The sequence below is a fragment of the Bacillus sp. Leaf49 genome, from assembly GCF_001426125.1.
GTDB classification, from domain to species: domain Bacteria; phylum Bacillota; class Bacilli; order Bacillales; family Bacillaceae; genus Bacillus; species Bacillus altitudinis.
Window position 1 is genome coordinate 69,727 of record NZ_LMRK01000012.1, and the last position, 22,949, is coordinate 92,675.

General features: G+C 38.7%; 23 protein-coding genes. 19 read left to right on the forward strand and 4 right to left on the reverse strand.

The window, feature by feature from the left end; translation table 11 throughout:
• Positions 1-8: 8 nt before the first annotated feature.
• The 10 genes from ASG46_RS07150 to ASG46_RS07190 all read left to right on the forward strand — a co-directional run bounded on the left by ASG46_RS07150 (position 9) and on the right by ASG46_RS07190 (position 11,561).
• Entirely contained in the window at positions 9-566 is a 558-nt protein-coding gene (locus ASG46_RS07150; protein WP_025208316.1) for an ECF-type riboflavin transporter substrate-binding protein, read from the forward strand.
• Between the two features lie 19 nt (positions 567-585).
• The gene (locus ASG46_RS07155; protein WP_056703874.1) at positions 586-2,301 is read left to right on the forward strand and encodes an ABC transporter ATP-binding protein; all 1,716 of its coding nucleotides are present in this window, start codon (positions 586-588) and stop codon (positions 2,299-2,301) included.
• Complete coding sequence (locus ASG46_RS07160; RefSeq protein ID WP_035390091.1) at positions 2,292-3,119, forward strand: energy-coupling factor transporter transmembrane component T family protein; 828 nt, start codon at positions 2,292-2,294, stop codon at positions 3,117-3,119. Before ASG46_RS07155 ends, ASG46_RS07160 begins: the two co-directional genes overlap by 10 nt.
• A 164-nt stretch (positions 3,120-3,283) precedes the next feature.
• Positions 3,284-3,454: a CxxH/CxxC protein gene (locus ASG46_RS20470; protein WP_008360116.1), complete on the forward strand. Its 171-nt coding sequence runs from the start codon at positions 3,284-3,286 to the stop codon at positions 3,452-3,454.
• An 80-nt stretch (positions 3,455-3,534) separates the two neighbouring features.
• Positions 3,535-4,014, forward strand: a complete 480-nt coding sequence (gene rlmH / locus ASG46_RS07165; protein WP_050826799.1) for a 23S rRNA (pseudouridine(1915)-N(3))-methyltransferase RlmH — start codon at positions 3,535-3,537, stop codon at positions 4,012-4,014.
• An 89-nt stretch (positions 4,015-4,103) separates the two neighbouring features.
• Positions 4,104-5,084, forward strand: coding sequence for a DGQHR domain-containing protein (locus ASG46_RS07170; RefSeq protein WP_052746861.1), 981 nt, complete (start codon positions 4,104-4,106; stop codon positions 5,082-5,084).
• Positions 5,084-5,977, forward strand: a complete 894-nt coding sequence (locus ASG46_RS07175; RefSeq protein ID WP_046527573.1) for a hypothetical protein — start codon at positions 5,084-5,086, stop codon at positions 5,975-5,977. Before ASG46_RS07170 ends, ASG46_RS07175 begins: the two co-directional genes overlap by 1 nt.
• 855 nt (positions 5,978-6,832) lie before the next feature.
• Positions 6,833-8,542: a DUF262 domain-containing protein gene (locus ASG46_RS07180; protein ID WP_056703878.1), complete on the forward strand. Its 1,710-nt coding sequence runs from the start codon at positions 6,833-6,835 to the stop codon at positions 8,540-8,542.
• Between the two features lie 271 nt (positions 8,543-8,813).
• Positions 8,814-10,643: a hypothetical protein gene (locus ASG46_RS07185; RefSeq protein WP_056703879.1), complete on the forward strand. Its 1,830-nt coding sequence runs from the start codon at positions 8,814-8,816 to the stop codon at positions 10,641-10,643.
• 69 nt (positions 10,644-10,712) lie between these two features.
• The gene (locus ASG46_RS07190; RefSeq protein WP_056703883.1) at positions 10,713-11,561 is read left to right on the forward strand and encodes an MBL fold metallo-hydrolase; all 849 of its coding nucleotides are present in this window, start codon (positions 10,713-10,715) and stop codon (positions 11,559-11,561) included.
• 69 nt (positions 11,562-11,630) lie between these two features.
• Here the strand turns inward: ASG46_RS07190 and ASG46_RS07195 are convergent, their stop codons facing one another.
• Together ASG46_RS07195 and ASG46_RS07200 are read right to left on the reverse strand one after the other, a co-directional pair.
• Positions 11,631-11,873, reverse strand: a complete 243-nt coding sequence (locus ASG46_RS07195) for a hypothetical protein (RefSeq protein WP_056703886.1) — start codon at positions 11,871-11,873, stop codon at positions 11,631-11,633.
• A gap of 14 nt (positions 11,874-11,887) precedes the next feature.
• Positions 11,888-12,136 carry a hypothetical protein gene (locus ASG46_RS07200; protein ID WP_024718483.1) on the reverse strand — a complete coding sequence of 83 codons (249 nt, stop codon included), beginning with the start codon at positions 12,134-12,136 and terminating at the stop codon, positions 11,888-11,890.
• 100 nt (positions 12,137-12,236) lie between these two features.
• On the opposite strand from ASG46_RS07200, the gene ASG46_RS07205 reads away from it, so the two are divergent.
• The 5 genes from ASG46_RS07205 (at position 12,237) to ASG46_RS07225 (ending at position 15,248) form a co-directional block, all read left to right on the forward strand.
• On the forward strand, positions 12,237-12,827 hold the full coding sequence (locus tag ASG46_RS07205) for a Crp/Fnr family transcriptional regulator (protein ID WP_056703889.1): 591 nt from the start codon (positions 12,237-12,239) through the stop codon (positions 12,825-12,827).
• A 71-nt stretch (positions 12,828-12,898) separates the two neighbouring features.
• Positions 12,899-13,240, forward strand: a complete 342-nt coding sequence (locus tag ASG46_RS07210) for a darcynin family protein (protein WP_039165381.1) — start codon at positions 12,899-12,901, stop codon at positions 13,238-13,240.
• 105 nt (positions 13,241-13,345) lie between these two features.
• Positions 13,346-13,852 (forward strand): LURP-one-related/scramblase family protein, encoded by a 507-nt coding sequence (locus ASG46_RS07215; RefSeq protein WP_039164840.1) that lies wholly within the window; start codon positions 13,346-13,348, stop codon positions 13,850-13,852.
• A 15-nt stretch (positions 13,853-13,867) separates the two neighbouring features.
• On the forward strand, positions 13,868-14,374 hold the full coding sequence (locus ASG46_RS07220) for a hypothetical protein (RefSeq protein WP_056703893.1): 507 nt from the start codon (positions 13,868-13,870) through the stop codon (positions 14,372-14,374).
• Between the two features lie 13 nt (positions 14,375-14,387).
• The gene (locus tag ASG46_RS07225; RefSeq protein ID WP_056703896.1) at positions 14,388-15,248 is read left to right on the forward strand and encodes a LysR family transcriptional regulator; all 861 of its coding nucleotides are present in this window, start codon (positions 14,388-14,390) and stop codon (positions 15,246-15,248) included.
• A 39-nt stretch (positions 15,249-15,287) separates the two neighbouring features.
• Here the strand turns inward: ASG46_RS07225 and ASG46_RS07230 are convergent, their stop codons facing one another.
• Positions 15,288-16,184 carry a PhzF family phenazine biosynthesis protein gene (locus ASG46_RS07230; protein ID WP_056703899.1) on the reverse strand — a complete coding sequence of 299 codons (897 nt, stop codon included), beginning with the start codon at positions 16,182-16,184 and terminating at the stop codon, positions 15,288-15,290.
• Between the two features lie 320 nt (positions 16,185-16,504).
• Here ASG46_RS07230 and ASG46_RS07235 point away from each other — a divergent pair, with 320 nt between their 5' ends.
• On the forward strand, positions 16,505-17,068 hold the full coding sequence (locus ASG46_RS07235; RefSeq protein ID WP_056703902.1) for an Imm64 family immunity protein: 564 nt from the start codon (positions 16,505-16,507) through the stop codon (positions 17,066-17,068).
• A gap of 38 nt (positions 17,069-17,106) precedes the next feature.
• Here ASG46_RS07235 and ASG46_RS07240 read toward each other — a convergent pair whose 3' ends face one another.
• On the reverse strand, positions 17,107-17,817 hold the full coding sequence (locus tag ASG46_RS07240; protein ID WP_017368418.1) for a GntR family transcriptional regulator: 711 nt from the start codon (positions 17,815-17,817) through the stop codon (positions 17,107-17,109).
• A gap of 154 nt (positions 17,818-17,971) precedes the next feature.
• Between ASG46_RS07240 and ASG46_RS07245 the strand changes: the two genes are divergently transcribed.
• From ASG46_RS07245 to ASG46_RS07255, 3 genes are all read left to right on the forward strand, one after another.
• Positions 17,972-19,870, forward strand: a complete 1,899-nt coding sequence (locus tag ASG46_RS07245) for a beta-glucoside-specific PTS transporter subunit IIABC (RefSeq protein ID WP_056703907.1) — start codon at positions 17,972-17,974, stop codon at positions 19,868-19,870.
• 9 nt (positions 19,871-19,879) lie between these two features.
• Positions 19,880-21,319, forward strand: a complete 1,440-nt coding sequence (bglA, locus tag ASG46_RS07250; RefSeq protein ID WP_156376652.1) for a 6-phospho-beta-glucosidase BglA — start codon at positions 19,880-19,882, stop codon at positions 21,317-21,319.
• Between the two features lie 373 nt (positions 21,320-21,692).
• On the forward strand, positions 21,693-22,928 hold the full coding sequence (locus ASG46_RS07255) for a TerD family protein (protein ID WP_056703913.1): 1,236 nt from the start codon (positions 21,693-21,695) through the stop codon (positions 22,926-22,928).
• Positions 22,929-22,949: the final 21 nt, after the last annotated feature.

Here is a 22,949-nt window from a genome sequence, read left to right on the forward strand (position 1 = left end):
GAAACATCATGGCAGGTAAACAACTTTCAACGAAAACTGTCGTTGCCATCGGAATTGGCGCAGCCGTCTTTGTCATTTTAGGACGCTTCGTCTCCATTCCAACTGGAATTCCGAATACACAAATTGAAACATCGTACGCGTTCCTTGCGTTAATGGCCGTGCTATTTGGTCCTATTGCAGGCGCATTGATTGGATTTATTGGTCATCTCATTAAAGATGCCACCACATTTGGACCTTGGTGGAGCTGGATTATCGTTTCGGGTGTTGTTGGTTTATTGATCGGCTTCATTTCGAACCGTTTAAAAGTAGAAGAGGGCGACTTTGGCTGGAAAAAAATCACGCTCTTCAACGCCGTCCAAGCCGGCGCACAAGCATTAGGCTGGTTTGTCATTGCGCCGGTACTCGACATTGTGATCTATGCAGAACCTGCAAATAAAGTGTTTGTTCAAGGAATCGTAGCAGGAATCTCAAACATCATCACAGTCGGTGTACTAGGCACCATCATCATTGCGGCTTATGCGAAAACAAGAAGCAAAAGCGGCAGTCTATCGAAAGAAACATCATGAAGCAAGGTGGAACACATAAATGAAGAAACCGATGATTCAATTCGAACATTTCGGATTCAAGTATCGCAGTCAGGCAGAACCAACATTGAAAGATATCAACCTGACCATCTATGAAGGAGAAAAAGTCCTCATCGCAGGCCCGTCTGGATCGGGAAAAAGCACACTAGCCCATTGTATCAATGGGCTAGTTCCTGCGTCTTATAAAGGTTCTATGGAAGGAAGTCTTCACATCGGCGGGAAAAATGCAGAGAAAGAGAACATTTTCTCTCTTTCACAGCTCGTCGGAACGGTGCTGCAAGATCCTGATGGACAATTTATCGGGCTGACTGTAGGAGAAGATATCGCGTTCACACTTGAAAATGATCAAGTCACACGCGAAGAAATGAAAACACGTGTCGAGAAAGCGGCAAAATTAACAGAGGTAGACGGCAAACTGGTATCATCCGTGCATGAGCTGTCAGGCGGTCAAAAACAACGTGTCGCCATCGCAGGCGTACTTGTCAACGATGTCGACATTTTGCTGTTTGATGAACCACTGGCAAGCCTTGATCCCGCAACAGGCAAAGAAGTGATCGACCTCATTGACCGTCTGCAAAAAGAAACGAAAAAAACGGTCGTGATGGTGGAACATCGATTGGAAGACGTCCTCTTCCGCCATGTCGACCGCATCATCGTTGTCAATGACGGCACGATTGCAGCGGATATGACACCAGATGAATTGCTCGCCTCAAATGTATTAGAAGCGGCGTATTTACGTGAGCCTTTATATGTGAAAGTAATGAAATATGCAGGCATTCCGGTTGAAGCAGGAGATCAGATCGCTAATTTACAGCATCTCACCTTAAATGACGAGGCAAAAGAGAAAATCGAGCAATGGATGGAAGCATCTGAGCCATCAGTCGAGCAGAATGAAGCGCCGGATTTACTAGAAGTGCGTGAGCTGAGCTTTGATTATCCGACAAGACCCAACACACTGAACAACATCTCTTTTACCGTCAAAAAAGGTGAAATGATCAGCATCGCCGGTGCCAATGGCGCAGGCAAGACGACACTATCCAAGTTGCTTTGTGCATTTGAAAAGCCAACAAAAGGGATAATCCTTTTAAATGGCGATGACATCACAGGAGACACCATCAAGCAGCGCTCCGAACGAATCGGTGTCGTCATGCAAAACCCAAATCAAATGATTTCGAAACAAATGATTTTTGATGAAGTCGCACTCGGTCTCGTTTTAAGAGGCGTAAAGGAAGACGACATCAAGGATCGTGTAGAGCGAGTTTTAAAAGTATGCGGGCTGTATCCATTTCGAAATTGGCCAATTTCAGCACTTAGTTTTGGACAGAAAAAACGCGTCACCATCGCATCGATTCTTGTGTTAGAGCCAGAAATCATCATTTTAGATGAGCCAACGGCCGGACAGGATTTTAGACATTACACAGAGATGATGACGTTTTTAGAGCAATTAAATCAGCAGGGCGTCACGATCTTGATGATCACCCATGATATGCATTTGATGCTCGAATACACAACAAGAACCATTGTCATTTCAGATGGAGAAAAAATCGCAGATGATACACCAGCTAAAGTACTGACAGATCAGTTGCTAGTCCAAAAGGCGAGCTTAAAGGAAACGTCGCTCTATGAACTGGCGCTAAAAGCAGACTGGCCGAATCCAAATGAACTCGTGGATCGCTTCATTGAGGTTGACAGAAAGGAACGAATGACATGGCTGTAGACATGCTGTCCTATATCGACCGCCCGTCGCCAATTCACCGGCTGACAGGTGCAACCAAACTCATTTGCTTTATCCTCTGGTCATCCGCAGCGATGCTCACATATGATACAGGCGTATTAGTGTTTATGCTAGTTGCCAGTATCGTGTTCTTTCAACTGTCGAATGTGCGATTTCGTGATATTTCCTTCGTGGTGATCGTCCTGGCGATATTCCTTGTGATCAACAACATCGCCATTTACGTCTTTGCGCCTCAGCAAGGTGTCGCCATCTATGGAGCGAAGCACGAGCTGTTTCACATTGCAGGCTGGTACAATGTCACACTTGAACAGCTTTTCTATCAATTGAACATTACACTGAAATACGTGACTGTGATGCCAGCGGCGCTATTGTTTATTGTCACAACAAATCCAAGTGAATTCGCCTCATCACTCAGCAGAATTGGGGTCAGCTACCGGATTTCCTATGCGGTAGCGATTGCTTTGCGCTATATTCCAGATATTCAGCGTGATTTTCGCACGATTGCCATTTCTCAGCAAGCAAGAGGCATTGATTTATCAAAGAATGAAAAACTGGGAAAACGGATCAAAAATGCGCTGTCGATTGTGATGCCACTGATTTTCTCCAGCCTAGAGCGGATTGAAACGATCAGCAATGCGATGGAACTGCGCGGGTTTGGAAAGCATAAAAAGCGCACATGGTTTACGGCGAAAGACTTTCAAAAAGCAGATTATGCTGCGTTATTGTTTGTTGGTGTGGTGCTGATCGTGTCGCTAGTGATTACATTTGTTAGAGGAACGAGATTTTATAATCCGTTTTGATAGAAGGAAGCCTTCACAGGAGTGGAGGCTTTTTTATTTGGTTTGTGGATAAAAGGTGTGGAAAATGGTAAAAGACTATTAACATGTGAATAAATCGGTTATATTGAACAATGAGCGAAACACTTGTGAATAACCAAACAACATATTGGAGGAATTAGAAACTTATGAACAAATCACTTTATGCTTGTGCAGAACATATAGAAACCGTACTAGACATGTACATAGATGATCACGAAACACCGCCAGAATTCAGAAAAATCGAACATACACACAGCTTATCCACAACCTGTGAATTGTGCGATGAACCTGCAATATATATAGTGGGGAACGAATGATCGGACACAAAATACACAAATTTTATCCACAATTGTTGATAACTTATATGAATAACTTGTTCTTAAGGTGGGGATGACCTGTGAATATATCAATTATCACAGTAGGAAAACTAAAAGAGAAATATTTAAAGCAAGGCATAGCCGAATACACAAAACGATTACAGGCATACGCAAAAATCGAGATCATTGAGCTCGCAGACGAAAAAGCACCCGAGAATCTCAGTGAGCAAGACATGAAAATCATCAAAGACAAAGAAGGCGAACGCATCCTAAGCAAAATCAACCCAGACGCCCACGTCATCGCCCTCGCCATCGAAGGAAAAATGAAAACTTCCGAAGAAGTAGCCGATACAATAGATAAGCTGGCAACATACGGAAAAAGTAAGGTATGTTTTGTCATAGGTGGATCCCTTGGATTAAGCGACGCTGTCATGCAGCGGGCGAATGAGAAACTGTCGTTTTCGAAAATGACGTTCCCGCATCAGTTGATGAGGTTGGTGTTGGTGGAGCAGATTTATCGGGCGTTTCGGATTGTGCGGGGGGAGCCTTATCATAAGTGAATGGGGTTTTTTTAAGAAAAAACTATTATAAACTTTATTATTATTTATATAATAATAAATAGGGAATTAGAAAGGGAGGAGTAATATTTATGAGTAGGATTGATTTGAAAGCTTTAAATATATGCCAAGGTAATTATAACTTTTATATGACTGTAATAAGTTCAGAAAAACTAAAGGACTTTTGTTTTATAACCAGAAGAAGTGAGGATAAGGAAGAAGGATTTCAAAGATTACTTAATAAGGCTAGAGCAAACTTAATCACTAAGTATTATGAAAAAGGAGGGACAATACCCTCTCCATTAATTTTAAGTGCAAAAGGCGATGCCGAATTTTCTTATGATGCTGACAATGGAATAATTTCCTTTTTAGATAAAGAAAAAATATTCCTAGTTATAGATGGGCAACATAGATTTTTTGGAATAAACGGGCTTTCACAAGAAGTAGAAGTTCCGGTGATTATCTTTAATGATTTGGACTTGTCTGAAGAAGTAAATTTGTTTATTGATATTAACACAAATCAAAAAGGGGTTCCTAGTGCATTATTGTTAGATATTAAGAGCTTGGCTCAGAAAGAAACAACAACTGAACAGAAGCAAAGAGAATTATTTGATGCTGTAAATAGCTCAGAACCCCTAGAAGGAAAATTATTAAGTGATGCTTCACGTACAGGATTTATCTCTAGAACTGCTTTTAATGAAGCAACAAAGGATATATTTGAAACTAGTGTTATTAGTGAATCTGATAACAATATTATTTTTAAGACAGTAATAAATTACCTTCAAGCATTTGATAAGATGTATAAAGAAAGCTCTTCTAATGCAGAAATAAATAAGACCATATTCTTTAAAGTAGCATTTAATCTTTTCAGCGAAATTATTGAACAATCATTGAATGAGTATGGCAATGTAAAAAAAGCTTCCATTTATGAGATTATCTCTAATTTAGCGGCCGTAGACTATGACAGTTATTCAGGTACAAATAAACAAACTGAGAATGATTTAACCAAGGTAATGAAAGATGTTTTATTTAAACGTAAAGTAATAAAACTTTCTGCTGAGGATTTATTTTAATGGTCTCTGAAGTATTTAATGACAAATATAAAAAGTTTGTTCAAAAAAAGCTTGGATATTTTTCCGAAATCAATTTTACTCTTGAAGAGGACAAGCTATTTAATACCAAATTAGCACTCAAGGAATTAAAAGACATTTCTTGGGGTAGCCATGAGAAGATATTTATTTTAGATATTGATATATTTTATAAAGCATTATCTTCAGAGATTATAGGTTTCTATAGAAGAGTGAAAAAACAACTACTAAACGTGAAAAAATTAAATGACGAGTTCGATTATACTTGGAATTTTGTTTCTGAATATTACCTATCATTTTTTCTAATAACTACTTTAACTCGATTCAATGGTGAGTTCACAATTTACTTATATGAGGAAGAAGCAGAGGAGATTTCTACGATAGCTACTGTATATGCTGGAGAACCTTTAAAAATAAACCAAGGGCAATACGTTTTAAAAATTATTGATAATGACTATGAAAAAAAGGAAGTTACAGTAAGCCTAAAATCTAAAAGAGATACACATGCGAGCGCATGGGATTTATTTTATAGCTTTTTGAGGAATTATAGAAGTCTTGTAAATAATACAGATACTCATGAGGATAATATATTAGCTGTGTTACAACAATTTTTTTCAGAGAAGAATAATATTTTATCTGTATGCAGAAATGAATTAAACTATAAGTACCAATTTGGTTATGATGAAATAAACCATCATAGAGTTTATGAATCTCCTAATTGGGATAGTGAATTTGATTCTATACAAAAGGAGATTTTAAAGTTACCTAGTAGACCTGACATTGAAGATTGTGTAAAGAGTATAATTATTATAAATTACTTTTTAATAGAATTACTAAAAATAATTTACACTGAATTTACAAAAAAAGTAAATGTATAAGAGTTCATGCGACATAATACAGATTAGAACTGTTTTTAAAAAGGGGAGATTGCCATATAAGGTAATTCTCCTTTTCTAACTAACTAATTTTAATACTAGGATTGACCTTTAATATTGTACTTATTTCATATTTTAATAGTTTGGAAAACCTCATTTAGACTAGATACGCTGAACCGTATCATAAGTAAATGGAATTTTTTGTAAAGAATAGTACTTGTGTAAGCCAAAGCACAAAAATGGTCTATGGTTTTGTAAAATGCTACTTAGATATGCTAAATATAATCTCAGTCTCAAATTTCTTGTTTGAAGAGTCGTATATGTCTACCTACCATCCATCAATTGCACAGATTATTAAAGGAGAAGAGAATAATTAAATCATTTGTTATTACTTTTATCGTATTACCCTCATTATTAGGAGCTGCATTGGCATTCACTGTAGAAATACTTCCTCTCATATGGAGTATCATTACACAAAAGGGGATAAGCTTGGCGTTTAAAGATTTAGCTGTTACATTTGTTTTTGGATATACCATGTATCTGGTGTATTTTTTATATAAAATGATCAATCTTAAATTCATTAAAAGTAAAAAGCATAATTAAATGCATATACATTAATATACCGATGGATTAGATCTAATATTTTTAAAGTTCAGTGGAAACACCTATGTATTATTTCGTGAATTTATCATGTAATGAAACTAAATTCTTCCGATATATGGTGTATAAGGATAGTAGTAATTTATTAGGTTATGTCTTAATATAATACCGTTTCTTGATTCTAAAAAATATGTCTTTATTCTTGATCCTAAAAACCGAATAAGAAAGTTAAGTGTAAGTACTGAAGGGAGAATATATGTGGCTACAACAATAGAAGTTAATAAACAGAGCGTTAAACAGTTATTAGAAACAGGGAAAGTGAACAAGTTTATTATCCCTGAGTATCAACGTCCCTATGCGTGGTCAGCTGAGCAAATCCAGACACTTTTTGATGATTTAGTGGAGTATACGAAAAATGGTAGTGAAAGTACTTATTTTCTGGGAACAATTGTTTCGTTCCAAAATGAGAATAATGAACAAGAGATTATAGATGGTCAACAGCGTATCACTTCTCTATTTCTGTTGCTTCGTGCTCTTTACTCGAAACTGGATTCAATGGCTCAGATGAAAGAAGTGGAAAATTTCAAGAGACAAATTGAATCAGCTTTGTGGGAGCAGCATGAGTTCACTGCAGAAGTTAATTTTAAAAAACCTCTATTTGAATCTAGAGTCATAAGAGATGAGGGGAACAAAACATTTTTTAGCATTCTGGCTAACGGTATGATTGAAGAAGATGCGAAAGATAATTATTCATTGAACTACAGGCTATTTTTAAAATTAATAGAGGGATTTAATTTGAATGAGCCTCTTTTGTTTTATAAATTCATCCTAAATGTGTTAAACAAGGCAATTTTACTCCCTATTACTGCTGATTCCCAAGATACTGCTTTAACAATCTTCTCGACTTTAAACGATAGAGGGCTTGCGCTATCTGATGCAGATATTTTCAAAGCGAAAATATATAATCATTTGGATAGTGAAGGAAAAGCAAAGTTTATTGAAGAATGGCAGCAACTCGAAGAAGATGCTGGCAATGCAAAAGAAAGCATTCAGAAGTTATTCTATTATTATATGTTTTATTTAAGAGCACTAGAGAACGATAGAAACACTACGACACCTGGTATAAGAAAATACTACTCAAGAAACAACTTTGAACAGCTATATAAGAAAGAGTTAATGGATAATTTACATACAGTGGCTAATTTATGGCTTGTTATCAATAATCGTGTTGAAATTGAAGGAGAAGACTGGTCTAAAAATATTGAAGTGAAACAGGCGCTAGACGGATTATCATCATATCCAAACGAATTTTGGAAGTATCCCGTAGTGATTTATTACCTTAAATATAGATGTACAAAAGATTTTGAAGAAAAATTCCTTAAGTTCCTTAGGAAATTACTGGCTGTTTTAGCATCAAGATATATCGTGATACCCACTATAAACGCTGTAAAACGAGGCATCTTGAATTTAAATGCTGAAATTATGAGATCGTCTACTCCAACATTCAATTTTTCTCCTGTAGATCAACAAGAATTTAAAACAAAAGTTAGGACTGCTCATCGCAATACTGTGCGTATGATCTTAAAGATTATTGCTTACCAAAAGCAAAAGGATTTACTTCCTGAAAACTGGGAAATAGAACATATTCTTCCTCGCAAATGGCAATCGAGTTATTTTCCAATTAACACTGATCGGGAAGTAAAAGAATTAGTGGAACATATAGGGAATAAAATCCCCTTTGAGAAAAAGTTGAACATAATTGCTAGTAATGGCTATTTTAAAAAGAAGCAGGAGAGTTACGAGAAAACAAAAGTTCAGATATTATTAGACCTTTCTCATCAGCATACTGATTGGGGAATTGATCAGATTCGAGAGAGAGATTATCGAATTTCTGACGAGTTGTGGAGTATTTTAAATGATTGGGGATTAAATCAGTCCCATACTCTAACTGAAAAGGCATTTGATTAAGGAATTAGTGAGTAAATAAAAAATGCTGTGCTTTTCTGCTTGAGTGAATTTTTTTGATAAACTGCATAAAATAGAATGTTTGTATTGAGATTTGCAATACCCTCATTCAATTCTTAGCTCTAGGGAAAACAAAAATTTATAGGGTTAGTGTCCGCCAAAGTTTTATATTAGAAGGGTATGGAGAGTTATTTATTCCTCCATACCCTATTATTTAGAATTTAGGCATTCATAACGCAGATTAGCATAGATAAATAGAAAAAAGGAGATTTCCATGAGTTTCAAAGCCGACTTTAAACGTGAAATGCGTAATATAGTAAAAGACGTAGAAAAAGAAATAAATAAAACATGGAAAATTGAATATAAAGGGCATTCTATAGAAATTACAAACCAAATAAAAGAAGAGCAACTAATCATTGATGGTGTGACAGTTGATAAAAAACAACGAAAAAGTTTATTGACTCATATGATCCCTTATTCAAAATTGTCAGGGATACTGGAACTTCAAGATGGTACGCAACACAAAGTGTCCGTTAAACTTGGCGGGTATGTACGATTTCGTTGTATCGTGAAAGTAGATCATGAAACGGTTTTAGATGATTCAATGAAGATAGACTTTCTACCATGGGATCATAAAGAGAAAATTTCCCCCTTTATTCAACAACAAATTCAATCACATCATAAAATAGTAGACGACCGTTTACCCGATGAAGATTATTTATTTGACGAAAATGAACCACGATTGGCTCCCGGTTTATCTGATTATTATGTAGATGAACGACCTGCCCCTTTTTATGTGAAGAAATTATTGAAGCTTTTTGAAAAACAACTAAATCATCCTACAAATGAAACAAGAAAGAAAACATATGAAAAAATCATTTCTAACAATATGGCGAGCCGCAGCAGTGAGCTAATTGAACGATTTCAGCAAACACAATGGGATGAATCCCGTGTACAGCAAGAAGCGTTATGGCTTCTTGAACATGCAGCACATCGGGAGGTCGTCAAATTTGCAGTTATGATATTGGGATGTACGAACTGTGAAAAATACAAAGAGCTTTTATTCACAATAGGTATGCATGAAGAATTTACTTCTTATGTCGTGATTGCATTGAAGAATGGCACAATTCAAGGAAACGAACATGTTTGGCGTCTTGCAAAGTCTGTTGATGGATGGGGGAAGATTTCGGCTGTTGAGCAATTGGAAGCATCGACGCCAGAAATAAAACGATGGTTACTAACAAAGGGCTGCGAAAATACAATCATGAATGAATACTTAGCTTATACTTGTGCTCTTAATGGTGATCTGGAAACAGCTTTATCAGAAGATGAAATTTCCAAAGAATTATACGATGGAGCTAGTCTCATCATTCAAGCATTATTAGAAGATGAGGTTTCTATCTACGGAATCGATGAGTATTCAAATGCAAGCTCAGTTCTCTGCCGATTTATTCACCATGCTCATAAGCACTGTCAATCAATTGAGGACTTTTATCCAATATTGAAAATAAATGAGTTTTTAAATGATGAACAAGAGATTTGGGACGACCGATTGAATGCTTCATGGAAACAGGAAGATTATAAGGCTATCCAGGAAGCTGTTCAACCGTTTATCAATGACAGTAGATGGCCAAAGCTTGCAACCGATTCGTTACAACAGGGTTTTAGCTCCCAAGCACTTGAAATCGCTCTCTTTTATCGTTTAGATGTGATTGAGCATCTATTTGCTTTACTTGAGAAAGATCCGGCAAATAGTGAAATATACTTTGCTGTGATGGACACAAGTCAACACCCGCATATTAGAGAGCTTTGCACATTTGCAGAAACACATTTATCGTTATCAAACCTCTCAGATGATGAAGTGGCTTGTCTACAATATATTGTGCAAGATTTATATGAACACGAAGGTGTAGGATTGCCATTGATTCAAGCTGCACTTAGATCAGATGATGGAAATTTACAGTATCATGCTTTAAGTGTATTAAAAGAATGGTCTCCTTCGTATTCTCAGCAAGCGGCCACAAGAGAATTGATTGAACATATTTCCATTAAAACGGATGATAAAGAAGATCGAAAGTTAGCCAAACATTTGTTAAAGAAATAATATTTGATTAAGTAGCGCATAACAATTCAACGGGGATAAAACTTAAAAATATTAGAAAGCAGGCACACCATGCACACAATCAAAAAAATAGGCAAAACCTTCTCCTACATCACACCAGTATCACTCACCGACCGCCCCATCCTAGGCATGGTCGTAGGCAATAACAAAACATTAATGATCGATGCAGGTAATTCAGAAGATCATGCGAACTATTTTATCCAAAAGACCTTAAAACAAGAGAACGCCACGCCGGATATGGTTGTCCTCACTCATTGGCATTGGGATCATATTTTTGGTCTGCCTGCGCTTCCTGATTCGGTTGCAATTGCTTCGGCAAAAACCAGAAAGGAAATGGAGAAGCTTCTTCCGTTTTCTTGGTCAGATGAGGCGATTGATGAGCGGGTGAGGGAAGGAACGGAGATTGAGTTTTGCGCGAAGGCCATCAAAGAAGAATATAAGAATCATCGAGAGATTCAGGTCGTTTTACCGGATGTGATGTTTGATCGTCGGATGGAGATTGATCTTGGCGGGGTCACTTGTGTTGTGCAGCATGTTGGGGGTGATCATGCCGCAGATTCAGTGATCGTGTATGTGAAAGAGGAAAAAATCCTGTTTCTTGCTGATTGCATTTATCCGAAAATGTATGCCGAAAAAGTACATTATACGGTAAAAGAAATCTTGCGTCTTTTAGATGAGTTAGATGCATTTGATGCTGAAACGTATATTCCTTCACACCAAAGACCATGGACAAAAGAGGAGTTTCGTCAGGAAAAAGACAAGCTTCGAACGATTGCGAAATACACTGGTCTTTATGGTGGAGATCAGGAGAGAATCAAGAGTGAATATCAAACACATGTGAACAGAGAGCTAAAAGAAGATGAGTTAGAGACGATCGCTTATTTTGTAAATGGTTATTAAATAATTATGGTGACTAAAACAGAAAAAGTCTCATTTGAGTGATTTTCCTCAAACGAGACTTTTTTATTTCTATGGTAACCCTACAAAGTCTTCTGCATCACGAACTGTGACAGACATCTGTTTTGCATTCATAATAATAACACAATCCCAAGTCGGCTTTATTTGCAGTTCATCATTCTCATCAATACGAATAATCCCTTTAAATTCAACAGTCTGTTCTAGAAAAACCATTTTCTTTTCTGTATCATCTTTGACTGCTGTTAAATGGTCAGGATAGTGAATCGTCCAATCATAAAAAGCGATTTTCTTCATAGTTCCTCCTATTTTCATTCGTACACATCTCCGAATACTTCTTTTGTTTGCCGGATTGTCAGTGATTTATTGGTTGGATCAATTGAAATGACACAATCCCAAGTAGGTTTGATTTGTAGCTCGTTGTTGTCATCCATCCAGATGATGCTATTTAGTTCAATAGATGGCTCTAAAATGACCATTTTCTTTTCATAATGATCGGTAATCGCTGTTAAGTCCGCTTGTAAATGGATGGTCCAGTCAAAAAAAGTGATTTTTTTCATTGTTTCTCCTCTCATCATCGCTTATATTTCCATTATAACTTGCTTGTTTTCTGACACTATTTTATATCAAGTCTTCCATTACTAGAGAGGTAACTTACAGATGGACAAAATAACTAACCCATACGACACGTTCAAAACCAAAATATCGAAATATCCAATTGAACAAAATCATTGGCAAGCCTTCAAAGATGGAACAACGATTAAACAATTAAAAGCGGGTACATGCATAATCAAGGCTGGCGATCCAGTGAAGCATGCCTATTTTTGCATAACAGGTCTCTTCCGTCTCTTCTATTTGTTACCGGATGGAAGGGAGTACAACGTGGCTTTTACGTTGGAAGATGATTTTGCTACTTCTTATGCAAGTATGATCAATGGGCAGCCTTCTCCTTATTCGATTGAAGCGATGGAGGATTCTATTGTGATTGAAATTCCGTATGATCTGCTTCAAATGTTGATGGACAGAAGTCATATGTGGGAGCGGTTTGTTCGGGTGAGTGTTGAAAGGCTGTATACGAGAAAGGAAGAGCGTGAGAGGGAACTGCTATATTTGCCAGCCATTGAGCGATATCAGGCGTTTTTATTGAAATATCCCGGGTTACATCAGCGTATAGCTCAATATCATATTGCCTCATATATCGGTATTTCTCCGGTTTCGCTGAGCAGGCTGCTGCATCCTGCTGAACATTAACCTATGTTAATGCACATTCTCTAGATCTGGCGTACAATCATCACATCATAGAAGAATCGAGGGGCTTGATGATGAAATATATGATGGTTGTTTTATTAGAGTTCTATCCATCTTGGCTTGCTTTACCACGAGAGGAGCGTAGAACCCATGCGGCTTCGCTGCAAGAGTTGATGCAGAAATATGAGGAACATGTGACGGTGCGCTTTTTTGATGCTGAAGCTCTTCCAGGTAAGGATTACACAGATTTTGTGATGTGTGAAACAGATGACCTGAAGTTCTATCATTTTATGTGGGAAGAGATTAGAGATTCTATTCCTTACACAAGTGGTTATGTCAAAATGAAAGAGGTCATCATGGGAATGGAAGATGCTTTTCAAACATATGAAAAAGAATCTCTGAAAATGGATCAGTAATCGAAAACCACCTGCTATCAGGTGGTTTTTTGCACATTCTATCTTTTGGTATAATCAGGGGTAAGGGAAGAACGGATAAATTTTTGAACTGAATCGGAGGTACTTATGAAGCAGCTGTATATGAAGCAAAAGGTATTTAGTCTGAGCGGCAGGTTTACGGTAAAGGACCAACAGGAGAATGATGTATATGTGGTCGAAGGCAGCTTTATGAAGGTGCCAAAGACGTTTACCATTTTGAATACAGAACGAGAAGTCATCGCTGTAATTACGAAGAAAATGTTTAGCTTTTTACCGAAGTTTTTAGTAGAAGTCGGTGGGCAAGAGGTATTGACGATCAAAAAAGAGTTTACGTTCTTCAAAGCAAAATATTCAATTGATGCTGCTGGTATCGAAGTACAAGGGAACTGGTGGGATATGAATTTCCAAGTGTTGCAAAGCGGCGAAGTGATCGGTCAGGTAAAGAAGGAATGGTTTACTTGGGGGGATAGCTACAAGGTGGATATTTTGAAAGAAGAGATGGAGCCTGTGATGATTGCATTGGTTGTTGCGATTGATTGTGTGAAAGCGGATGAAGCGGCGTCTAGGTCTTCGACGACGACGATGAATAATTAATTGGAGGGTTTAAAGTTGGAAAATCTCACCCGCATTTTAAGATTAAGAGATGCAGAGATATGGGAGTATGAATTTCTCGATAATAAAGACATGATCGTCTATTTCTCGATTACAGATTTAAATAGAAAAGCAACGATTCATGATAACCCTCTGGCCACTCAAGAAGAACTGGATGAAAGAGATAATTACATATCAATGGATGTGCACAGCCATCTAGATCTCAAGAAAACGCTAGAAGAAGATATATTTGATGACTTTATCACCAATATCTCAGCTTTAGTAGAGCATATGCATGATTTTCACAATGCGCATGTTTTTATTCATATGCATGTTCATGACAAAATCGATTTAACAGATTTTCAGTTAGAAAAAGATGAAGAGATGCATGGCGATGAAAAAGAACAACTCTATACATTTAAACGTTTATGGATTCAGCAGGCATGTTTTCAATTGGTCGAACAACAATTAAATCGAAAAATCACAGACATGTCTAACAGTAGGTTTTGCCAAGATCTAAAGTGAGGTGAGCAAACAAATGACATTCCCATACAAAGTATTTCAAACAGTCGTCGAATGCGGCAGTTTTACAAAAGCCGGTGAGAAGCTTGGGTTGACGCAGTCGGGTGTGAGTCATAATATGGCGAAGCTTGAGTCAGAACTTGGGATTGTGCTGCTTCATCGGAATCGAAACGGGCTGTCGCTGACAGATGCAGGTGAGCGAGTGATGCCCCATATTCGCCAAATCATTCATCATGCGTCATTGCTTGAGCAGGAGGCGGCGTTGATTCAAGGGATGGAAGTGGGGAGTATCAAGATCGGCACATTCTCTAGTTTTTCTTCAAAAATGCTTCCGCAGCTCATTCATCGTTTTACGAAAAGTTATCCCAATATCCAATTGGAGTTATACGAAGGCGGCTATGAAGAGATTGAAGAGTGGATCGCATCTGGCACAGTTGATCTTGGGTTTTTAACACAGCCATCTAGAGATTTGGAAACTGTTCCACTGTTTCAAGATGAATTGGTAGTGCTCATGCAAGAGAGTCATCGTTTCCATACAAAGAAGGTGATGGAAGTGGCTTCGTTCCAAGATGAACCATTTATTATGCCAAAAGCGGGCTGTGATCAACTCATTAAGAAATTATTAAAAGACAGAGGCGTGAAGCCCCATGTTTTATTTGAGATTGGGGACAACAATACGATCATCTCTATGGTTCAGGAAGGTCTTGGGCTTACGATCATTCCGAAGTTGATTTTGCCGCCTCAGGTGCCTCATGCGAACGTAATTCCACTTGAGACCCGTGTTTATCGCGAAATCAATATGGCGTTTAAATCTTTTAACGCAGCCTCTCCCTCTACTAAAAGATGGATTGAAGCAGTCAAAGATCATTTTAAATAGATTCAGCTTGAACGAGAGTCTCTATTCAAGCTGATCAATTTATAGCGTGATCACCCCACGAATGGTAATAACCGCTGCACCTGCTACTTTAATGACCGGCTTTGCTTCATTCGGAATGACCGTGATACGAAGCAATCCTGGTCTGCCGATTGCATCACCTTGGGCAATGCGCAGATGAGTGGTTTCTTGCTGAGGAATGATCCCTTCCAAATACAGATATCCGGCCAATGCCCCGTTTGCTGCTCCCGTTACAGGATCTTCGGGTATGCCAATGCCAGGTGCAAAATCCCTTGTATAAAGATCAAAGTCCTTTGTGGATTGAAACGTATAAAGATGAGTCGTTGTGATATCCTGCTCTTTATTCATTTTTCCTAAAGCTGCTAAGTTTGGTGCTGCTTGATCAATGTCATTCTGGTGTTTCAGCGGAACCAGGAGATGCCAGTTTCCGGTGTTTGCTAATTTTATAGGATAGGATGGATCAATTCTGTCACTGCTTATACTGAGCATGTCACTAAGCTCTTCTACATCGATGATAAAATCTCGCGTCTTTGGCGTGACCTGTGTCATCTCCACATCCACAACTTTGCCATTCTCTTCGTGCCATACAACGGGAACATGGCCGATCTTTGTTTCTAACACCACCCCTGATTTTTCTTTAGCCATCCCTATCTCCGTCGCTAAAAGCCAAGTCAACCCAACCGTCGCATGCCCGCAGAAATTGACCTCTTCCGTTGGAGTGAAATATTTCACTCGATAATCGGCTTTCTCATCATGTGCCGGCAGCAAGAAAACGGATTCGGGTAAGTTCAACTCCTTGGCGATATTCTGCATCTCATCCTCCGTTAACCATTCCCCATCCAACACCACCCCAGCGGCATTACCTCCAAATTTCTCAGTTGTAAACGCATCGACATGATACACCCTAATATCTTTCATCTGACGAATCCTCCTAACCATGTTGTTATGTTCATCATAAGTGTGTAGGATGCATTCGTAAAATGAATCTTTTTGATGTGATTTATTGGAATTGTTCATGTAATATCAAACAACTAGGCGCTAAGGGCGGGAAAGTCTACGTACCATTACAGGAAAAAGATTGTCAGAGAGTGGTAAGACGGTAAAGACATTTAAGGGAAAAAATAATGATGGATCAAAAGGGAGGTACGAAGGAACCTGCTTTTTTGTAGTATGCTTGAACAAAACAAAAAGAAGGCGAGGGATTCAGCATAGCTTTAGGAGGATATATCAATATTGGATTGGTATTCTATGATGACATTCATTTAATAACCACTTTTCACAAACTGACTGACTATTTAACAAAAAAAGGAATGTCAATAACGAAAGTAAAGTTTAGTCAAGACGCTAATGGCGAAGCATGGATCGAACATGATGTAAAAGAGAATAAAATCAAAAACAATTACTTGGAAGGCTATTATACAGAATTTGAATTGACGGGAACATGCCTAAAATATACGACTATCAACATACAAAAAGAAGCTGGTTTTGTGGGATTCGTTCTATATTTAAAGTGGACAGAGGTTGTTTCACATGATGTCGTTCGTATTCAACAGGAGATCGTACAGTGTCTTGTAGAACTTTATCATACTCTTACGTTCGAGTATGCATTCATTGGACATGAAATGGAAGTCGAGCTTCATCCAGATGATGTTGAAATGAGTCTGCAAAAGCATCATGCTTTTCCAGTTGTTCTTATAGGTAAAGGGGATTATTTAGTCATTTTTTATGGTGATACTCTCATTGACGGGCTAACTACTCAAGAGAGAGGGAAGAAATATTTAAAGGTTAAAAGAGAACAGTAGAAAAGCCTCCTGAATGTATCAGGGGCTTTTTCCTTTCATCACCCATAATAATTATTCGCCTGAATAAAAAATTGGGATTGCATGTAGTTATATGTGATTTTCGAGAAGTCGAAGGGCTGGCCGTTTGTGAGATGAAAGACGGTTTCGACACGAAGAGCAGGATCATTTTGCTTAAGTCCGAGGTGCTTCGCTTCAGTTTCGTTTAGTTTGCCAACTTGCAGGTACATGTCAGAAAAGCCCACTTTAAGACCAAGGCCTTCACTAATGAATTTAAATACAGAATCGGCTGCAATTTCTGTGTTGAGGTAAGGAATAATGGTTTTCCGGTAATAGGACTCTTCTAAACATAAAGTTTGTCCATTGATGTAACGAATGCGTTTAAGGTAGAAAACATCCTCATCTAGTTCAATGTTTAAATTCAGCGCAGCTTCTTCTGGCGGTTTGACGGTATCTAACGTGAGAACTTCTGATGTCAGTTGAAATTCCTCTAAATCTTTTTTAAACCCTTGGTTGGATAATAGGCTAATATAGCCTTTGCGCCTATGCCTTCTCACAAAGATGCCGCTACCCCTCACCTGATAGACAATCCCTTTTCTTTCGAGTAAATCTAATGATTTGATAATTGTACTTTTGCTCACAGCAAATTGATTCATGAGCGTCTCAAGCACAGGGAGTTTGTCTCCTTGCTGCAGCTCATGTGTGACAATATATTTTTCAATATCGCTCGCAATTTGTTGATACTTTAACATAGCCATTCCTCTTTGTTTTCACGATTTATTGTCTTTGTATTATAGCACATCCCGATTTCTCTTTGATATGCAAACTCAAATTATATATGTATTGATAAATTGTACCGGTATAATTATAATGTACGTATACTAGTAGTGATAAAGGGGGGGTTATATGTCAAAAGTGAGGGATTATCAAAAGCTTGCAGAAGACATCTTAGAAGCAGTTGGCGGAGAAGAAAATGTGGTGAGTGCCGCAAGATGCGCCACGAGGCTGCGTTTGGTGCTGAAGCGTTCTAATCCAAAGGCAAAAGAAGCAGTCAACGCCATGCCTGGCGTCATTACAGTGGTGGAAAACGGTGGTCAGTTTCAGGTTGTGATCGGTCAGCATGTAGGTGAGGTATATGAGCATTTTTCCAACCTGGTTCAGCTCCAAACGTCGGATGATGATCAGCCGAATGAAAACAAAGGAACGATACTGAATCGGGTCATTGCGACCATGTCCGCTGTGTTTGCGCCATTTGTGTATATTTTAGCCGCAGCTGGTATTTTGCAAGGTGCACTTATCTTAATAAATTTGATATTTCCAAGCTTCTCGAAAACAGGCACTTATGAAGTGTTTAGCTTTATTTCTTGGGCACCGTTTACGTTCTTGCCCATTTTTATTGCGATAACTGCAGCCAAGCATTTCAAAACGAATATGTATATTGCGGTTGCTTGTACAGCAGCGCTTGTCAGTCCTTCTTGGACAGAGATTGCCGGACGTGTAGCATCAGGGGAAGGTGTGACCTTTTTAGGGATTGCGTTATCTGAAACGGTTTATACATCATCCGTCTTGCCACCGCTTTTCTTAGTATGGATTCTTTCCTATGTAGAAAAATTCTTAAACAAACAAATTCATGAGGTTGTCAAACCGCTATTTGTCCCATTTCTATGTATGGTCGTCATGGTTCCGTTAACCATTCTATTAATCGGTCCTCTTTCGACAGCAGGTGCAAATGGGATTGCAAACGGATACAATGTCTTAGCTGAAAATGTACCAGCTCTGGCAGGGGCCATTATCGGCGGTTTCTGGCAAGTACTCGTGATTTTCGGTGTTCACTGGGGCATCACGCCAATGGTACTTGCGAACTTTGAACAATATGGACGTGACTCCTTTCAGGCATATCAAACCATCGCTGTTATCGCTCAAGTCGGTGCAGTGCTGGGAGTTATTTTAAAAGCAAGAAATCGGGAAACACGGAAAGTTGGGGTTTCAGCTGGAATCACAGGACTCTTCGGTATTACGGAGCCTGCGATTTACGGTGTCACCTTACGTTTTAAAAAGCCGTTTATTTTCGGGTGTATTTCTGGAGCGGTCGGTGCCGTTGTGGCCAGCTTCTTTACGCCTTATTACTTTGCATATGCAGGGCTGCCTGGCCCGCTGACCATTGTGAACGGAATCAGTGCAGATTATCCAACGTCTATCATTGGTATTTTGATTGGTGTGGCCATTGCGCTGATTTTACCAGTTGTGCTTATTCAAATGTTCGGATATGGAGAAGATACAGTAGAACAGTCAGCTGGTGAAACACCTGTTAAAGATCAAGACAGAGAAACGGCAAATACTTCTATGAACAATGAAGAAATGATCACGGCTCCACTTACAGGAAAGGTGCTTTCGTTATCTGAAGTGCCAGATGCCGTATTTAGCTCTGGGGCGATGGGGAAAGGTTTTGCCATTCATCCGACCGATAACAAACTGTTTGCACCGTTTGATGGCAGTGTCGTCATGCTTGCACCAACAAAACATGCGATTGGTCTGCGTTCTGAATTTGGTGTAGAGTTACTTGTTCATGTAGGAATTGATACGGTCTCTCTAGATGGATCGGCATTTACACTCAATATCAAAGAAGGCGACAAGGTGAAAAAGGGTGACTTGTTGATGACATTTGATCAGGAAGCAATTGAAAGCAAAGGATTACAAACAATCACACCTGTTATCATTACCAATACCCAAGCATACGAAGATGTGATTGTAGAGAAACGTTCGACATGTCAGCCAACTGACGTGATGATGACAATTGTGAAATAGGAGGAATAGATAATGACTTTACCAAAAGATTTCTTATGGGGCGGGGCATTAGCCGCTCATCAATTCGAAGGTGGATGGAATGCAGCTGGCAAAGGGCCGAGTGTTGTAGATGTGATGACAGCAGGTGCTCATGGTGTACCAAGACAGATCACGGAAACGATAGAAGAAGGAACTTTTTATCCAAACCATGAAGCCATTGATTTCTACCATCGTTACAAAGAAGATATCGCCATGTTTGCTGAAATGGGATTAAAATGCTTGCGAACATCGATCGGCTGGAGCCGAATTTTCCCTAAAGGGGATGAAGAAGAGCCGAATGAAGCAGGCTTACAATTTTATGATGATGTGTTTGATGAACTGATTAAACATGGAATCGAGCCTGTCATTACGTTGTCTCACTTTGAAATGCCCCTTCATTTGGCAAGAGAATACGGCGGATTCCGAAGCAGAAAAGTCGCTGAATATTTCGCGAAATTTGCGGAAGTATGCTTCAATCGTTACAAGGACAAGGTCACGTACTGGATGACATTTAATGAAATCAATAACAAAATGGACGTCAACAACCCGTTGTTCCTTTGGACAAATTCAGGGGTATCTGTCAAAGAAGGCGAAAATGCCAAAGAAGTCATGTATCAAGCGGGACATCATGAATTGCTTGCAAGTGCATGGGCAGTGGCAAAAGGAAAAGAGATCAATCCGTCCTTTCAAATTGGAGCGATGGTGTCCCACGTGCCAATTTATCCATATTCCTCAAACCCAGAGGATGTCATGCTGGCAGAAGAATATATGAGACAGCGCTATTTCTTCCCAGATGTCCAAGTGCGTGGCTACTATCCAAGCTACGCGTTAAAAGAATTTGAGCGCGAAGGCTATCATATTCCATTTGAAGAAGGCGATGAAGAAAGTTTAAGAAAAGGAAAAGTAGATTACCTTGGCTTTAGCTACTACATGTCAACAACGGTCAAAAGCGATGCAGTATCTGATCATAACGGAGACATTGTCAATGGAGCACTGCCACATGGTGTAGAAAATCCGTATATCAAATCAAGCGACTGGGGCTGGTCCATTGATCCGACAGGCTTAAGATATACATTGAATCGTTTTTACGATCGCTATCAAATCCCGCTATTCATTGTGGAAAATGGCTTTGGTGCCATTGATCAAGTGGAAGAAGACGGCTCTATTCATGACCCAGAGCGAATTCAATATCTCGCTTCTCATATTCAAGCACTGAAAAAAGCGGTTGAATATGACGGTGTGGACCTCATCGGCTACACACCTTGGGGCATCATTGATATCGTGTCATTCACAACCGGTGAAATGAAAAAACGCTACGGCATGATTTATGTTGACCGCGATAACGAAGGTAATGGTTCAATGAAGCGTCTTAAAAAAGATTCGTTTACTTGGTATCAAAACGTCATCACAACGAATGGTGAAGAAGTGTAATAAAGAAATGACTGGACCGGATGAGCGTGGGATTCGCTTGTTCGGGTTTTTTTATTTCCTATGCTTCAATGTAGCCTGAATACAAAGAAAAAAGAGAGTGATCACAATAAAATAATTCATTGGATTGTGAAAGATATTGATGCTAAATGCTAATTGAAGAAGAATCCAAAAACCGAATATCACTGTAACAGCTGGGATGATTTTTTTATACACATTGATTCTCTTTTCGAGAGTAGTTTGTTTTTAGGTGGCATTGTCTCATATCATTGCAGAGATGAAAAGAGAGAAAGATATTAATAGGTTCTATTGCATAATTTGGTATAATTGGTCTATAAAAACGATAAATGGTAGATAAAGAATAGGAGTTGTTGAAATGAATCAAACTCTGCAAATGGGTGCCAATACCGTACTAAACTCTCCAAAGGGGCAATTATCCATCAGTTATGAAGTCTCATCTGCAATTGATATTTCTTTAACGGCGTTTCTCTTAACAGATTCAGATCTAGTTCAAGGAGATAATGGCATTATTTTTTACAATCAGCCGGAGAGTGCTACGGGTGTCGCGACACTTTTACCAGCAGAGATATCAGATCAGTTGAAAAGACATCAATTGAATTTTGATATGAGCAAAGTGCCTGTCGGAATCACAAAGATGGCTATTACACTAACAGAGGATCGAGGAATCGGCTTTTCTCATGTGAAGAATCTGCAAGCAGAAATTCGAACAGGTGATGAGGTCCTATACCTAACACCAGTAAGCTTTACAAATGAGAAGGGTATTGTCGTAGTAGAGCTATACATAAGAAATAGTGAAACGAAAGCACGATCCATCTGGCGTGGCTTCGATTCTGGATTGGAAGGGCTATGCAAGCTTTATGGGGTGGAGGTTGAACCTGATGAACAGGGTGTTTCTACATCTCCTCCAATGGTTTCTGAAAAACAAATTAATGAGCCTGCTCCAATAAACACAGCCGCTAAAGAGAAAGTCGCTGCACCTATTAGCTTAGAGAAAGTTCAAGGTAAAATTAGTTTAGACAAAGGTCATAAACCGATCATCATTGAAAAAACACCAGAGATTACGGCTACAGTATCTTGGGAGTCTGGAACCGATTATGATATTTACGCATTGGTCTATACGAAGTCAGGAAAACAAATAGATGTGGCCATGTTTGGCGCAAAAGGTGTTCCCGCTCTCAAAAGTTACGGTAACGGGGCTGTTGAGCATATGGGAGATGTCGGTAGAGATCGTGAATCAATGAAAACAGAAGTCATTAAACTAAGGTTAAATGATGATATCATTGCGGTGGTACCCGTTGTTTACTCTGCTCAATCAAATGGAACAGGTTCTTTCTATAGATATAGAGTGTCTATGAGTATCGATAATCATCAAGGAACGTCTGTCACGATTCACGCGAAACATGCAAATGACAATGATCGAATTTATTCTTGTGTTCCAGGTATACTTCAAAACACAAATGATGGCGTGATCATCCGTCCACTAGAGCTTTACAGTAAACCAAACTCTGAGCGTAGACCGAAGTTAAAAATGAAATATTCAAATGAGATCGATGTTTTGATGGATAAAGGACCAATCAATGATTATAAGTAACGTGAACATGTGGCTAGACAG